This is a genomic window from Kamptonema sp. UHCC 0994, from assembly GCF_029167235.1.
In the GTDB taxonomy this organism is placed as follows: Bacteria; Cyanobacteriota; Cyanobacteriia; order Cyanobacteriales; family Microcoleaceae; genus Kamptonema.
In genome coordinates this window covers 1-14,342 of sequence record NZ_JARFTR010000148.1, presented here as the reverse complement: position 1 = coordinate 14,342, position 14,342 = coordinate 1, and the positions used below count along the sequence as shown (strand labels likewise).

Here is a 14,342-nt window from a genome sequence, read left to right as displayed (position 1 = left end):
CTTGGCGGTAAACCAACCGCCAAGATGGCGGCGTTACGAATTACTTATCACCTTTGATTATATGCTATCTAAATGGTTTTTACTGCAAGGGCGCTCTATTTTTTTGTTATTGGTAGGGTTCGCAATCCTCACACCAATCGGGTTAAACTATTATGTAAAAATATTTACCAATTCCTACCGCTACAACGATCCTAACAATATTCCCTCTGAAACTGTTGCCATCGTTTTTGGAGCCGGAGTCTGGGCAGATGGTACACCTTCCCCGATGTTAGCAGATCGAGTGCAGGCAGCCGTCGATCTCTACAAACTGGGTCGTATTCGCAAAATCTTAATGACAGGAGATAACAGCAGTCCTTACTATAATGAGGTGAAAGCAATGATGATTTACGCTGAGAAAAACGGCGTACCAAATAAGGATATTACTTTAGATTATGCAGGTTTTAGCACTTACGAGAGTTGCTATCGGGCGAAAGAAATTTTTGGTGTGAAACAAGCAGTTTTAATTACGCAATCTTATCACTTACCACGCGCTGTTTACACCTGCCGCGCGTTAGGGGTAGAAGCAGTGGGTTTAGGAACGCCTGATTGGGGGAAATTCCGCAATAATTCCATGATTCAGTATAGTGTGCGGGAGGTATTTGCAGTAGTAAAAGCGCTTTGGGAGGTACACATTACTCGTCCAATACCGACTTTTATGGGTTCATTTGAGGGGATTCCGGGAACGAAAAATCCTAATTAAAAATCTAAGACAAATATCTCGAAATTTAAACAGCAACGTCAAACATAATTTTGTTTATAACAATTGTCAGGACTTACGCACTTTAACGGTGTAGCCAGGGTTGGGGATTGCTTCGCAAGGCTCGCAATGACAGAAAATCGTAGTAAGTGCGTAAGTCCTAATTGTATTTCCCTTCTTCCCTCTTCCTTCTTCCTTCGACTATAAAAGCGATCGCGTTCTCGATCTCAATTTTAGATCGAGAACGCGATCGCTTGTTTATAGCAACCGCCAAGGCACTTAGGGCAAACCCAACTCTTACCTCTGGTTCATAATCTCTTAGGGAGTAAGCTTTTCCCTCTTCCCTAGCCCCTAGCCCCTAGCCCCTAGCCCCTAGCTATACTTGGATTTATTCATATCTGCCAGAGTCCAAGTTAGACTCGTCATCGCTAAACGGGCAAAAGCTTTCAATCGATCGTTGTGGGCAGATTCCATAATTTCAATTACGGGTGTCGGTTGAATAGTCATAGGCAATTCCTGGGCGGTTTCCGCTGGGTTTTCTAACTGAGCTTTTGCACAAGATTCCGGTAAGCTAACTATCTGTATTTGATTTAGTCCTGTGGTCATAGTCGGAACCACCTCCTTGAGTTCTTCCAGACATACCACTATCTACAATGATGATCTATTTCTATCCGGTATTTGGTGATGAAAATTTACTGTTAGCGTGACAATTCTCTAAACTCTCAGTGACCGATATCACTAAAATCTTATTTTTACTTAATTCTAATTTTTGACCAATACTGGTATAGTTAAAGTCACTAGCTAATCATTCAACCGTAATCTATAGCGGTAATTCAGGGTTGGGCAACTGCAAAACTGAGGGGCAAACAAAAAATGGCAATTTATCTAGATTCTGCAATTATATCTGAAGCTCAAGCGGCTAGTAAGTTCGGTTGGATATCGGGAATTACTACTAATCCCACACTTTTAGCGAAGACTAATTTACCACCGGATACGACACTTCAGAAACTGGCACAATTGATTTCTGGGGAGATATATTATCAACTTATGGCCTCTGATTTTGAGGGTATGGTTGCTGAAGGAAAAGCGGCCTTTGCATTAATTGGACGGCAAACCGTGCTCAAGGTTCCAGCGACGGCGGCGGGTTTCCAGACTGTGGCCTATTTGTCGCCGGAGATTCCTTGTGCGGTGACGGCGATATACGGTGCGTCGCAGGCGGCGGTGTCAGCAGCAGCGGGGGCTAAATATGCGATCGCTTATGTGAATCGCGCCACTAGGCTGTTAGGGGACGGTTTCGCCTTAGTGCGCGATATGGCAAGTGTACTCAGGGGAAGCAATACGGAGATTTTGGCCGCTAGTGTGAAATCACCAGCAGAGGCGGTGGCGACTTTACAAGCGGGTGCGGATCATTTGACGCTACCATTTGACGTATTGCAGGCGATGGCAGTTCACGAATTATCACAGCAAACTGTTGATGAATTTGCGAAGAATGGTCGAGGAATTTTGGGTTGAGAGGGTTTTAGGCCGGTGTCTGGTGGATTTGTTTTTGTATAATCGATCGTTAGAGGGCTAAAGCCCAACTACATACCTCGTTTAACTGATAATTACTATAGCATCTACTAGGTAGTGCAGCAGTCAACTAGAGGTTCTTGGGCGATCTTTTCCAATCCTACTGACTTTAATAATTCTGCCCAAGCATTAGCTAAAGGCACGTCATTGGGTTTTGACTTCCGTAACTGTGCTAAGGCTGTTAGAGTATCATGCCAAATACCAAACTGGGCATAAATAGCAGGGCGATCGGTAGGTGATGCTTGTGCTAATTCTTTAGCTAAATTAGGAGTTAATTCGACTCGGCGAGTCCATCCACTCACTACACTGTCGCCGCTGCGATCTTCGCGATCGCAAATTACTTCAAAATACCAGCGGTAATATTTGTTCAGTTCCAGTGGTAGAGCGTTTTTAGGAAGAGTGAAACTAATAATACCGGGAGTACCTGCGATCGCAAATACCGTCTGGTAAATTTTCTGTTCTTGTTCGTCAACGAGTTCAAACTCTACTTCAAAAGTCTCTCTCACATTCGAGTTACTTACATTTTGGTTGCAAGCAGAATCATCTTTTTTGTCTACGGTTTTAGCAGCAGTAGCGTGAGGGACGTATAAAAAAAATGTTGGGCGATCGGTGGTAGTTAGTGCCAAACTTGTAGGGGGTAGTAGTGCCGTGAGAGTATTTACAGAATTGTAGCAAGGACAGCGCGATCGCAACTCTTGCCGTCTTGCTAGAACCGGCGCAGACTCGTCTGGCGGGGAAAAATGAATTTCACTTATACCCTTTGACGGGGACTGGGAAAGGACAATTGTCGGTAAAAGCAAGGTTAAAGCTAGGGAAAATAAGGCTAAAGCAAGTATCTTTAGATGTAGCGGAAACTTACTCTTAGCCATAACAAATTAGCCTCCAAAATGTTTAAAATTAAAATAATAACTCTGCTGACAGATTTTGGCTTGAGCGATGTCTACGTAGGTGTTCTCAAAGGTGCGATCGCTCAAGTCAACCCACAATTAACAATCATAGACCTAACACACCAAATTCCACCCCAAAACATTGCCGCTGGTCAATTTTGCCTGATGAGTGCGTACCCTTATTTTCCTACGGGAACCGTACATATTGCTGTTGTCGATCCGGGAGTTGGAAGTAGTAGACGCGGTGTCGCTGTGGAATGTGCCAATTGCGTGCTCGTTGGGCCGGACAATGGTTTGTTTAGCGGGGTTCTAGGTCAGGAGAATGCGATCGCGGCCGTAGAATTGACTAACCCCCAATATTGGCGGACACCTCAACCTAGCAGAACTTTTCACGGTCGAGATATTTTTGCAACGGTGGGAGCTCACTTAGCTAGTGGTGTTCCTTTGGAGAAGTTGGGACGGGCCATAGATCCTGACACTCTAGTGCGATCGTATCTACCAACTTGTACTCTCACAGCGGACGGTGTAGATGGCTATATTCAGTATATCGACTACTTTGGAAATTTGATTACTAATATTCCCGGAACTTTGGTGGCGGGTAAAAATTGGTCTGTCGCGATCGCGCTGGCAAAAGTTGGCAATGAGTGTAATAGATATTTTACCATATCCAGCGGCAAAAGTTACAGCAGCGCTGAACAGGGTAATCTTATTGCTTTAGTTGGTTCTCATGGTTGGGTAGAAATTGCCATTTATGGAGGTAATGCTCAAGCTTTTTTAGGGATAGATTGGAATGCAAAAGTACAAGTTAAAATTGCTTCGACTAAATAGATATGATAACTGTAGGGGCGAAGTATTCCGGTAGTAAATCTCTGCTTTTAACCAATAAATTATCTGCGGTCATGCTTCGCCGACAAAATTGGGATGCTCCCATCTGCCTTATTGAGTTAATATCATTATACTCGAAAATTAGGATTTAGATATGACTCAACAATGGAACAATTTTCTAAAAAATTTAGGAGTTTGGGAAGGTTCTTTTACCCAGTTCTCACCCTTGGGAGAGCAACTTGAGGATATCCCTAGTATTCTTTCCCTAGAAGGCATAAACGATCGCAAAAGTGTGCGCCTGACTCTCCGCCGCTTTTTGCCTAACCCCAGCGGTGATTCGGAACCAAAAGTCAATGAATTGGTGCGAGAATATCAGTTTTTAGGCAGGGATATTCTATTTTTTGAGAATGGGGCTTTTTCTCAGGGTACTATCCAACTCGCGCCATTTTCAGAGTTTGGAGGAGAGTGGGGATTTATCCATAATAACCGCCGTTTGCGTCTCGTGCAACTATGCGATCGCGATGGGAATTTGGTTAATTTAACACTGATGCGAGAAAAATTGGCGGGTAAAGATGTCCCTGAACAACCTCCTTTAAAGGTTGATGATTTAATTGGCGAATGGCGAGGAGAAGCAGTGACAATTTATCCAGATTGGCGACCATCTGACTCTTATCCTACCTCGCTGCAATTGCACCGCGACGGCCCAAATCAATTGGTGCAAAAGATAACTTTTGGTACTGGTATTGATGTTAAGACAATTGCTTCTAGTGCTTTAATTGATGGTTCTATCCTCCGGTTTAATGAAGGTTCTCAAGCAATGCAAGTGTTATTGCTTCCTGGTGGTGCTTCTGCTACTACTCCGATGCCAGTTCAGCGCAGAAAATCTTTCTTTTTAGAAGTAGGTTTGCTGGTAGAGCCAGACTTGCGGCAGCGGATGATTCGCTCTTATAATGAAAAGGGAGAATGGGTGAGCTTGACCTTAGTAACAGAACACAAAATCCATTGAAAATATGCGTTATAAAGTGACTAGATTATGTGTGAAACTTGACTTTTACCTGGAATTACTAAAAGAAATAAGATAATTAAAGCAAATGATGAACCTGTTGATAAAGGTAATCTTAAATCTGTCCTAGAACGGCAAGACAATCTGAACATTAGTTTTGGTCATAGCAACATTATTGGCTATATCAACGTTTGTTCCGATCGCCCCACTGCGGCCCCAGATGAAAATCAGCCTAAAAATCCTAACTTTCAGGAGGCAAAGGATAAAGCCAAGATTGAAACAATTGGGAAGTTGCGGCAGTTTGGTTTGAGCAATGAGCAAATTGCAGAGTCGCTAGGGCTAACCTTGGAAGAGGTTCAACTTTCAATTAGGTAGGTACTGCTTTTAATTAGCAATTAGCAATTAGCAATTAGCAATTAGCAAAATGTTGCAACCTCAAACTAAGGAACATCGACGCTGTAAGGCTTTTTTCAGTAGAGATTGATACTGTTTGTTATTGATAATATAAGAGCCAAATCTTTCTAGGTGGGGGTTTGTCATCTGCGCGTCAAAAAGGACAAAAGAGCGATCGCGCAGTCGTTCAACTAATTTCACCATTGCTACTTTTGAGCCTTCGGGAATCCTGTAGAACATCGATTCGCCGATGAATGCGCCGCCGATCGCAATTCCCAGAATACCGCCTGCGAGCTCGTCACCTTCCCAAGTCTCGAAGCTGTAAGCCCAGCCTGCTTGGTTGAGAGCATGGTAAATTTCTTTGAGTTGGGGCGAAATCCAGGTTTCCTCGCGGTTGGCGCAACCTTCAACTACGGCCTTGAAGTCGCGGTTAATAGCGGTGCTGAAGCGATTTTGATTCAGGGGGCGGCGAAGCGATCGCGGATAGGTAAAGCGCTCATCTAAGGGAATTAGCGATCGCTCCCTGCTAGAATACCAATTTAAACTATCTTCGCCTTCATTTGCCATCAGGAAGTATCCCGCTGCATATCCCTGGATAATTGAGTCAATATCTAGCTGCATCGCCATTCACTTCTGGTATAATTGATTATACGTTTCAGTAAGTTTATCTGTTTAACGTTGTCCTGTAGCTTGAAAAAGCGTTATGAAAAGTTTTGATGCTTGCCCGATGCTGGAGAGTACCTTAAGAAAACTTCTCGATAAAACCGAGAAAACTTGGGGTTACTTCCAAATAAAAAAGAGAGACAATGCTTATATTTTACACCTTTCGGGCAGCAACGAAGATATGCTGGTCTTCACTCCCAGTGAAGCCGCCCACTTGTATCGCCTTTATTGGTACGGTCATCCCGATCCTTCGGTGTTTGTAGAAACAAAATCTAGTAAACTTTTTGATAAATCTACCCGTTCTTATCAAAAGCATAAAGATTATCAAGTTTGTTACAAACTTAACTCTAACCCGTCAATTACTGCTATTAATAAAATGTTAGCAGAGTTGATCAAAGAGCAGATGACTCAGTTTTACACTCAAAAAATAGGAAAAGATGAAAAAATGCCGATCGTCACCTTAGCTGCACAATAGTTTGTTAACTGTTAATTGTTAATTGTTGACTGTACTTATTAATTACCCTATCGCCCTTGTTGTAGTCAATGTCTGAACCTATAATAAACGCAATCACCTTACCTCCTGCCAAAAATCCGCAGCAGGAAGGGGAATGGTTGCAAAAAACCTTGCAGGTATGGCTTGATTCCGAATTTCTCCCTGAACCCGCTAATCATCAAATTGCCCAAAGAGCGGCCCAAATCTATGTCCGCCAGCGGATGGAAGGCGAGAATGATTTGGGATCTCTGGTAATTGCGATCGTCACGGAAATGGAGGCGTTTGACTTTTCTAAGAGTTTTTACGGCGAGTTTGCGATCGCCAATGCTGTCAGCGACTTACTCCTAGATAGTCTGGGAATTGACCGCTGCTGCGGACAATGAAGGAAGAAGGAAGAAAGATGAAGGTAAAAACTAACGCAAAAGGCAGGCAAAATTCTCCCCCGCTCCCTTCCTCCCCCTCTCTCCAAGCCAAACTACCAGCTTGACTTGACAACACCTGGTAGCAAACCTTGGTGAGCCATTTCGCGAATGACGTGGCGAGATAGGCCGAAGTCCCGGTAATAACCTCTGGGTCGTCCAGTAGCCCAGCAGCGGTTCCGTAAGCGAGTCGGACAACTGTTGCGGGGTAGTTGTTGAATTTGGCGGTGGATGGCAACTTTTTCCATCTGCGAGCCTGCGACGCGGAATTGCTCCTTGAGGTCTTCCCGCTCGGCGGCGTACTTATCTACGAGCTTCTGCCGTTTTTTTTCGCGCTCGATCATGCTCTTTTTAGCCATGAACTGTTTTGGTATCCTAAATAAATTGACACTCCCACCCCTTTAGGGGGATGGGATTCTTTAGAGTTTGGCTCTAAATATCCCTTTTTCAAGGGTTCTTGGGCGCAATCCTTTTGCCTAAAAAGGCGGTCTGCTATCCTTAGTCTTTCAACAAGCTCCTCAAGCGTAGACTTTCCCCCAGTCCGGGGGTAGGTTTTAAAGTCTTGTACTGACGGACTTATTGTAGCACATCCATCAATATTGAGTAATTTCTATAACTTTGGCAGAGGGACACAAATCTGCAAGTTCACAGACATCACAAGCTGGATTTCTGGCATTGCAAACGGCTCTACCATGATAAACCAGACGAATTGACCAGTTTTCCCAATCTGGTTGAGGTAGCAGTTTCATCAAATCTCGTTCGATGTGAATCGGATCTGCGTGTTCTGTTAAACCTAAACGGTTGCTGAGACGTTTGACATGAGTATCGACTGTTACGCCCATATTAATACCGTAGGCATGGGCGAGAACAACGTTAGCTGTTTTGCGGGCAACTCCGGGTAATTCTAATAGTAATTCCATCCGTTTTGGCACTTCCCCGTTGAATTTCTCTACGATTAGATGACAGGCGGCTTTGATATTTTTAGCTTTGTTGCGATAGAAGCCGGTGGAACGCACGAGGTTTTCTAGTTCTTCTATATCTGCGATCGCCATCGCCGCAGCATCGGGGAAGCCTTGAAATAAGGCTGGCGTGACTTTATTTACTCGCTCGTCAGTACACTGAGCTGAGAGTATTGTAGCCACAAGCAACTGCACTGGGGTTTCATAGTTGAGGGTGCAGGTAGCATCGGGATAAAGGCGTTTAAGTCGGATCAGAATTTCGAGCGATCGCTGTCGCAAACTCAATTTTTTGCTCATTGCTCATTGTTAACGGTTAACTGTTAACGGTTAACTGTTAACTGTTAACGGTTAACTGTTAACAATTAACTAATTATTGTTGTAGAAGATTCTTCATCCATTCTACGCCAGCCAAGTTAGCCGTATCGCGAATAATCAAGAAAATTCCCAAACCTAGCAACAGGATTAAACCTGTCTGCATCACACCATCTTGAAGTTTTGCCGGTAAAGGTTTACCGCGTAATCCTTCTATTAACAAAAAGGCTAGCTGACCGCCATCAAGGGCAGGTAATGGCAAGATGTTGATAATAGCAAGGTTGATGCTAATTAGGGCAGCAAACTGAAAGAGATTGCCTGCATCCGACCGCGCGATATCTGCACCAATGGCGACAATAGCAATTGGCCCGGAAAGTTGGTCAGCAGTTTGGCTGAAATTGCTAATTAGTTTGATGAAACCTTGAACTGTCAGAGTGACAATGCGCTGAAATTCTGTCGCTCCAGTGCTCAATGCTTCGATAATATTGCTAGCTCTGCGCCTGACAATATTGGCATCTAATTTGAGAGCAATGAGTTCTTGGCTTGGGTCTGGTTGGGCTGTTACCTGAATATCCAATTTTTCACCATCGCGCTGAATTAGCATTTTAATGCTTTCGTTGGGATGGCTTTGAATGACTTGCATTAACGCTTTTATAGGCGAGGTTTTAGTTCCCAATTCCTGACCGTTTGCTGCTAGGATAACGTCTCCGGGTTTGATGCCGGCGGATGCTGCTAAACTTAATTCTGGTAAAGGTTCGATCGCAACTCCAGGTTTGTCGCCGTTGGGAGCTAGTTGAACGCCGATGCGACCCTTGCCGTCGGGGCCGGCTTCTGGTTTAAGTGCGATCGCCAGTTTTTCATTCCCTCGCTGAATTAAAAATTTAATGCTTTGGTTGGGATGGCTTTGAATGATGTCTTTTAAGGACTGGACAGCGGGCACGTCAGTCGCTAATTGCTCCTCATTGACTGCTAAAACAATGTCTCCCGACTTAATGCCGGCTTGTGAAGCAAGGCTCAATTGCGAACTAACTTGGGAAATGGCAACTCCCGGCTGCAATTCCTGTATACCTACGGTGGCAAATTGTGTCACTAACAGGAAGTAGGCAAAGATCAGGTTAGCGATCACGCCGGCACTGATAACGATCGCGCGATCGAGTACGGGGCGATTTCGCAATAAATTGGGGTCATCGAGGGGAATGTTACTTTCGGGGTCTTCGTCGGGGAAACCCACGTAGCCGCCCAAGGGGATGCCTCTGAGAGCATATTCGGTTTCTGGCCCTTGGTATTTCCAGAGCACGGGGCCAAAGCCGATGGAGAAGCGGTTGACGTGGATGTTCTGAAATCTCGCGGCCAGGAAGTGGCCGAGCTCGTGTACGACGATGAGGAGAGCTAGAACTGCGATCGCGGCCAATACTGACATGAATGATTACTGTGAAACTTTGCTGAACTCTTTTATTTTAGGTCATCTTGTCTGTCTAGGGCGTGGGGCATTAGCTCAATGGCAGAAGAAATAGCTATAGTACCTATTAAATGGGTACTCTGAAGTCGATAGTACATATAAAAATATCTAATATAAAAAATAGGAGGTACAAACTATGGTAAATCTCAGCCATTCTGCCAGGACTGAAAATCAAAATATGGGTGCAGTTCGAGTTACAGTCAAGTTAACGAATGCGATCGATGAAGAGTTAGTACGTCGAGGATTGCTTAATCCTGATTTGTTGCGGGTTTATGAAGCAGAAGCACTAATAGATACAGGTGCAGTACGCACTGCTATACCTGCGGAGGTAGTAGAATTTCTAGGTTTAAGAATTCGCAACCAGGAAATAGCTAAGTATGCTGATGGCAGACAAGAAGTAGTAGGTTTGACTGGGCCTGTAATCATTGAAATACAAGACCGTCAGACAATTGAAAGTGCATTGGTTTTAGGCGATATAGTGCTAATTGGTCAGACAGCATTAGAAACCTTGGATTTCCTAGTAGATTGTAAGAATCAGCGCTTAGTCGCCAATCCAGAAAATCCAGAACGCCCAGTATTTAGAATGTAGCTGCAAAGTTGGTAATTAGTATACATAGATAAAAATATGTAATCTCAAGAAGATGAGGTATAAACTATGGTAAATCTCAGCCACTCTGCCAGGAATAAAAATCAAAATATGGGTGTAGTTCGAGTCAAAGTTAAATTAACGAATGCGATTGATGAAGCTTTAGTCCATCGAGGACTGCTTAATCCCAATTTGTTGCGTGTGTATGAAGCAGAAGCACTCATAGATACAGGTGCGGTACGCACTGCTATACCTGCGGAGGTAGTAGAATTTCTGGGTTTAAGAATTAGGAATCATCAAATAGCTCAATATGCTGATGGTAGAGAAGAATCAGTAGGATTGACGGAACCTGTAATCCTCGAAATAGAAGGTCGCGAAACCACTGAAGCTACTCTCGTATTAGGGAATATTGTGCTAATTGGTCAGACTGCATTGGAGACGTTAGATTTGTTAGTAGACTGCAAGAATCAGCGTTTAATTCCCAATCCTGAACATCCTAATTATCCAGTATTTCGAGTGTAGTAATTTATAACGTATGGTGGGCAAAACTGTTAAAAATTCAGAACTTACGCAAATGACACATAACAAAAAGGTATGTAGTTGCGCTTCAGCGCTCTTTCATGGCCTAAGAGCGCTGAAGCGCAACTACATACCTAAAAATCAACTCCTATTTTCTGACACTTGCATAAGTCCTAAAATTGTCACAAAAAGTGAGAGATGATTGCGGACTTTGCCCACCCAAAAACTTGAGATTGCTTCGTTTCACTCGCAATGACAAGGAATTAGCTCACTCGTATTTACAACACTTCTCGCCCCATATAAACTTGCAGCGCTTCTGGTATTTTCACAGTCCCATCCGGTTGTTGATAATTCTCCAAAATTGCGGCCATTGTGCGGCCTACCGCTAAACCTGAACCGTTCAAAGCATGAACGAATTGAGTGCCTTTTTTACCCGTTTCTTTAAAGCGAATATTCGCCCGCCGCGCCTGAAAATCACCGACATTAGAACAGCTAGAAATCTCGCGGTATTTACCAGCAGAAGGCAGCCAGACTTCTAAATCGTAAGTTTTAGCTGCACTAAATCCGATGTCACCAGTACACAATTCTATCACTCGATAGGGTAATTTTAATGCTTGCAAAACTCCTTCAGCATCCTGCACTAATTTCTGATGTTCTGCTTCTGATGTACTGGGATGTACGAGTTTTACTAATTCTACTTTATTAAATTGGTGCAGTCGAATTAATCCTCTTGTATCTTTGCCATAACTGCCAGCTTCCCGGCGAAAACAAGGTGTATAAGAACAGTGATAAATCGGTAATTGTTCGGCGGCTAAGATTTCATCGCGGTAAAGGTTGACAACTGGGACTTCTGAGGTAGGAATCAGCCATAAATCGTCTTGGTCGCATTTGAAGCTTTCCTCAGCAAATTTGGGTAATTGACCTGTAGCAGTGAGGGATGTGCTGTTAACTAAAAATGGGGGAATTACTTCCACATAACCTGCTGTTGTATGCCGATCCAGCATCAATTGAATAATTGCTCTTTCTAAGGCTGCACCTGCTCCTATTAAGGTGACAAAGCGAGGTTGAGCAACTTTAACTGCGCGGATAAAGTTGATAATTCCTAGTTTTTCGCCGATTTCAAAGTGTGGTAAAATATTAGAATTTTGGGGAATATATTCGTCTCCCCAGCGTCGTACTTCGACATTTTCTTCTTCACTTTTGCCGATGGGTGTAGAGTCGCTGGGTAAGTTGGGAAGAGGTAATAATAAGGCGTGAATTCGAGCTTTTAAATCCTTTTCTTGGGGTTCCAATTCGCTTAATTCGGCTTTAATTTGGTTCCCTTCTACTTTTAAGGCTTCAATTTCTGCGCCTTTGGGGTCTGATTTAATCTTTTGACCGACGAGTTTGCCGATTTCGTTGCTGCGGGCCTGGAGTTGCGATCGCTTCCCTTCTAAATCCCGCTGCTGTCGATCTAATTGTAAAATCGGCTCGATGTCATAGTCCCCGCCTCGGCGGTTGAGGCTTTCCTGTACAGCTTGTGGGTTTTCGCGGATGAGTTTGAGGTCTAGCACAGGTCGATTTTAAGGTTAAGATTTTTAAGGGTACAGCTTTTGGACAGCTCCAACCCCTAATTTTACCTCGCGATCGCTTCCCTCTGACACTGGGTAGAGATAAAGCTGATGCTTATATAAGCTTTATCGATATTTTTTCATTGATAAATAATTTATTGTCATCTATTTTTCTTACTTTTTGAGGTTGTAGTGAGGGGTAACACCCTTCAGGGGTGTTATACTGTGAACATAGTAGATGCACCCTGATAATTTTCTACCCTCAGTCACTTGTGGCCGAGGGCTTTTTATTGGTAATTTTCCGTAGGAGAGGATTTCTGTAAGGTTAAAGTCTGCAAAGTAGAGCGATCGCACTCTGAGTATAGATTACGGTAGCGCCCACCTTACAAAATTAACCGCATTCCGACAACACAGCGTGCAGCTTAACGACATTGCCAATAACTGCGATCGCGGGTGCAGCAAACTCAGCCGCCTTCATTTTCTCCCCAATTGTAGACAAACTACCGATTAATTCTTCCTGTTCGGGCCGCGTCCCCCATCGTACCAAAGCGATCGGAGTATCCGCACTCAATCCTGCGGCTGTCAACTGGTCAATAATATAAGTCAAATTGTGAATACCCATATAGATCACAATAGTTTCTGAACCGTGCGCGATCGCACTCCAATTCACCTCCGGCCGATATTTCCCCGCCATCTCGTGACCGGTTACAAACGTCACCGAAGAACTATAAAGCCGATGAGTCAGAGGAATTCCCGCATAAGCAGGCGCGGCAATCCCTGAAGTTATCCCCGGTACAACTTCCACAGCTACGCCAGCTTTTACCAACTCTTCCATCTCTTCGCCACCGCGACCAAAAATAAACGGATCGCCACCTTTTAACCGCACAACTATCGCATTATCTTGAGCTTTTTCTATCAATAACTGCGTTGTTTCTTCCTGCAATAGCGAATGGCGACCCATGCGTTTACCCGCATCAATTCGCTCTGCTTGCGGATTAATCATCGCCAAAATTTGGGGACTGACTAAAGCATCATAAATAACAGCATCAGCGCACTCTAAAAGAGTTTTACCCTTCAATGTCATCAAACCAGGATCTCCTGGCCCTGCACCGACTAAATAAACTTTACCCAAACAGTGATTCTCCTTTTTGTTTGCTGTTGTAAGGTTCATTTCTCAATTAAATCCCGAATTAAATCTGCCAATTCTACACTTGCTCCCAGAGGGTTAGCCAGATGCAATTCTACAAGTGGAAACTGCTGCTTTAGTTGTCCCACAGTTTGCGCGATCGCATCAGTGATTCCCCCCTCAAATAAAAAATAAGGCACAATCCCTATTTTTTGATGTCCACTGTGAACTAAACTTGTAATTTGTGTTTCCAGACTCGGCGCTACAGACCAATAAGCAGTCACCGCGTTAACTTTAGCTGCTATTTCCTCAACTGGCAAATTTCCACCCGTGCGACGACTCCCGTGAGATAGTAAAATCCATGCCTGCATTCTAGCAGATGTCATCTGCCCTGCCACCCAGTTAGTTAAACTTGCGCCCTGGGAACCCAAATGCGATCGCAACTTAATTATCACATTTTCGCCCATAGTTTGCTGTGCAATTTTTACCTCTGTCGGTACATCTTCCAGAAGATGAACTCCAGGCAATAAAAACATCGGTAACACCTGTATTTCCTGCAACCCAAGAGATAGCGTATATTCCCCAAATTGACAGATTTGTTCGTGCAATGAACTCTGCCCAAATTCCAGCGTAGCAGTTCCCACAACAGGCGAAGTTGGGGAATAATTAGCCAATACAGCCAAACGTTCAGACAACAATTTAGCTAATTTTTCCAGACCTAATTGTGGTCTAGGATCGCGACTACCGTGAGTAACTAACAAATAAGTTGAACGCAATTTTTATACCAATTTTATTGTGATCCCAATTGTTTGTAACGCCGCCCTCTGGGCGGTTCAATTACCG

At 43.9% G+C, this 14,342-nt stretch carries 17 protein-coding genes; 8 read left to right on the top strand and 9 right to left on the bottom strand.

Annotation, left to right across the window (positions count from 1 at the left end):
* The first annotated feature begins 61 nt into the window (after positions 1-61).
* The gene (locus PY364_RS14200) at positions 62-739 is read left to right on the top strand and encodes an ElyC/SanA/YdcF family protein (protein ID WP_275523405.1); all 678 of its coding nucleotides are present in this window, start codon (positions 62-64) and stop codon (positions 737-739) included.
* A gap of 369 nt (positions 740-1,108) precedes the next feature.
* Here PY364_RS14200 and PY364_RS14195 read toward each other — a convergent pair whose 3' ends face one another.
* Complete coding sequence (locus tag PY364_RS14195) at positions 1,109-1,342, bottom strand: hypothetical protein (protein ID WP_275523401.1); 234 nt, start codon at positions 1,340-1,342, stop codon at positions 1,109-1,111.
* A 267-nt stretch (positions 1,343-1,609) separates the two neighbouring features.
* On the opposite strand from PY364_RS14195, the gene PY364_RS14190 reads away from it, so the two are divergent.
* Complete coding sequence (locus PY364_RS14190; protein WP_275523400.1) at positions 1,610-2,248, top strand: transaldolase family protein; 639 nt, start codon at positions 1,610-1,612, stop codon at positions 2,246-2,248.
* Between the two features lie 107 nt (positions 2,249-2,355).
* On the opposite strand, the gene PY364_RS14185 is transcribed toward PY364_RS14190, so the two are convergent.
* Positions 2,356-3,174, bottom strand: a complete 819-nt coding sequence (locus PY364_RS14185; protein WP_275523399.1) for a DUF928 domain-containing protein — start codon at positions 3,172-3,174, stop codon at positions 2,356-2,358.
* Between the two features lie 18 nt (positions 3,175-3,192).
* On the opposite strand from PY364_RS14185, the gene PY364_RS14180 reads away from it, so the two are divergent.
* A complete protein-coding gene (locus PY364_RS14180) occupies positions 3,193-4,020 on the top strand; it encodes an SAM-dependent chlorinase/fluorinase (protein ID WP_275523397.1) in 828 nt (275 codons plus the stop codon).
* Positions 4,021-4,171: 151 nt separating this feature from the next.
* Entirely contained in the window at positions 4,172-5,023 is an 852-nt protein-coding gene (locus PY364_RS14175) for a DUF3598 family protein (protein WP_275523396.1), read from the top strand.
* A gap of 432 nt (positions 5,024-5,455) precedes the next feature.
* Here the strand turns inward: PY364_RS14175 and aat are convergent, their stop codons facing one another.
* Positions 5,456-6,034 (bottom strand): leucyl/phenylalanyl-tRNA--protein transferase, encoded by a 579-nt coding sequence (aat, locus tag PY364_RS14170; protein WP_275523403.1) that lies wholly within the window; start codon positions 6,032-6,034, stop codon positions 5,456-5,458.
* Between the two features lie 82 nt (positions 6,035-6,116).
* Here aat and PY364_RS14165 point away from each other — a divergent pair, with 82 nt between their 5' ends.
* Complete coding sequence (locus PY364_RS14165; RefSeq protein WP_275523394.1) at positions 6,117-6,551, top strand: hypothetical protein; 435 nt, start codon at positions 6,117-6,119, stop codon at positions 6,549-6,551.
* A gap of 68 nt (positions 6,552-6,619) precedes the next feature.
* Positions 6,620-6,952: a hypothetical protein gene (locus PY364_RS14160; RefSeq protein WP_275523393.1), complete on the top strand. Its 333-nt coding sequence runs from the start codon at positions 6,620-6,622 to the stop codon at positions 6,950-6,952.
* Positions 6,953-7,044: 92 nt separating this feature from the next.
* On the opposite strand, the gene rpsN is transcribed toward PY364_RS14160, so the two are convergent.
* The 3 genes from rpsN to rseP all read right to left on the bottom strand — a co-directional run bounded on the left by rpsN (position 7,045) and on the right by rseP (position 9,679).
* Positions 7,045-7,347 (bottom strand): 30S ribosomal protein S14, encoded by a 303-nt coding sequence (gene rpsN, locus PY364_RS14155; RefSeq protein ID WP_275523392.1) that lies wholly within the window; start codon positions 7,345-7,347, stop codon positions 7,045-7,047.
* 234 nt (positions 7,348-7,581) lie between these two features.
* Positions 7,582-8,244 (bottom strand): endonuclease III, encoded by a 663-nt coding sequence (nth, locus tag PY364_RS14150; RefSeq protein WP_275523391.1) that lies wholly within the window; start codon positions 8,242-8,244, stop codon positions 7,582-7,584.
* A gap of 73 nt (positions 8,245-8,317) precedes the next feature.
* Entirely contained in the window at positions 8,318-9,679 is a 1,362-nt protein-coding gene (gene rseP / locus PY364_RS14145; RefSeq protein ID WP_275523390.1) for an RIP metalloprotease RseP, read from the bottom strand.
* 175 nt (positions 9,680-9,854) lie between these two features.
* On the opposite strand from rseP, the gene PY364_RS14140 reads away from it, so the two are divergent.
* On the top strand, positions 9,855-10,307 hold the full coding sequence (locus tag PY364_RS14140; RefSeq protein WP_275523389.1) for a clan AA aspartic protease: 453 nt from the start codon (positions 9,855-9,857) through the stop codon (positions 10,305-10,307).
* Between the two features lie 66 nt (positions 10,308-10,373).
* Complete coding sequence (locus tag PY364_RS14135; protein ID WP_275523388.1) at positions 10,374-10,826, top strand: retroviral-like aspartic protease family protein; 453 nt, start codon at positions 10,374-10,376, stop codon at positions 10,824-10,826.
* A 275-nt stretch (positions 10,827-11,101) separates the two neighbouring features.
* Here the strand turns inward: PY364_RS14135 and serS are convergent, their stop codons facing one another.
* The 3 genes from serS to PY364_RS14120 form a co-directional block, all read right to left on the bottom strand.
* Complete coding sequence (serS, locus tag PY364_RS14130) at positions 11,102-12,376, bottom strand: serine--tRNA ligase (RefSeq protein WP_275523387.1); 1,275 nt, start codon at positions 12,374-12,376, stop codon at positions 11,102-11,104.
* A gap of 388 nt (positions 12,377-12,764) precedes the next feature.
* Positions 12,765-13,544 (bottom strand): uroporphyrinogen-III C-methyltransferase, encoded by a 780-nt coding sequence (gene cobA / locus PY364_RS14125; RefSeq protein ID WP_275523386.1) that lies wholly within the window; start codon positions 13,542-13,544, stop codon positions 12,765-12,767.
* Positions 13,541-14,275, bottom strand: coding sequence for a sirohydrochlorin chelatase (locus tag PY364_RS14120; RefSeq protein ID WP_275523385.1), 735 nt, complete (start codon positions 14,273-14,275; stop codon positions 13,541-13,543). Before PY364_RS14120 ends, cobA begins: the two co-directional genes overlap by 4 nt.
* Positions 14,276-14,342: the final 67 nt, after the last annotated feature.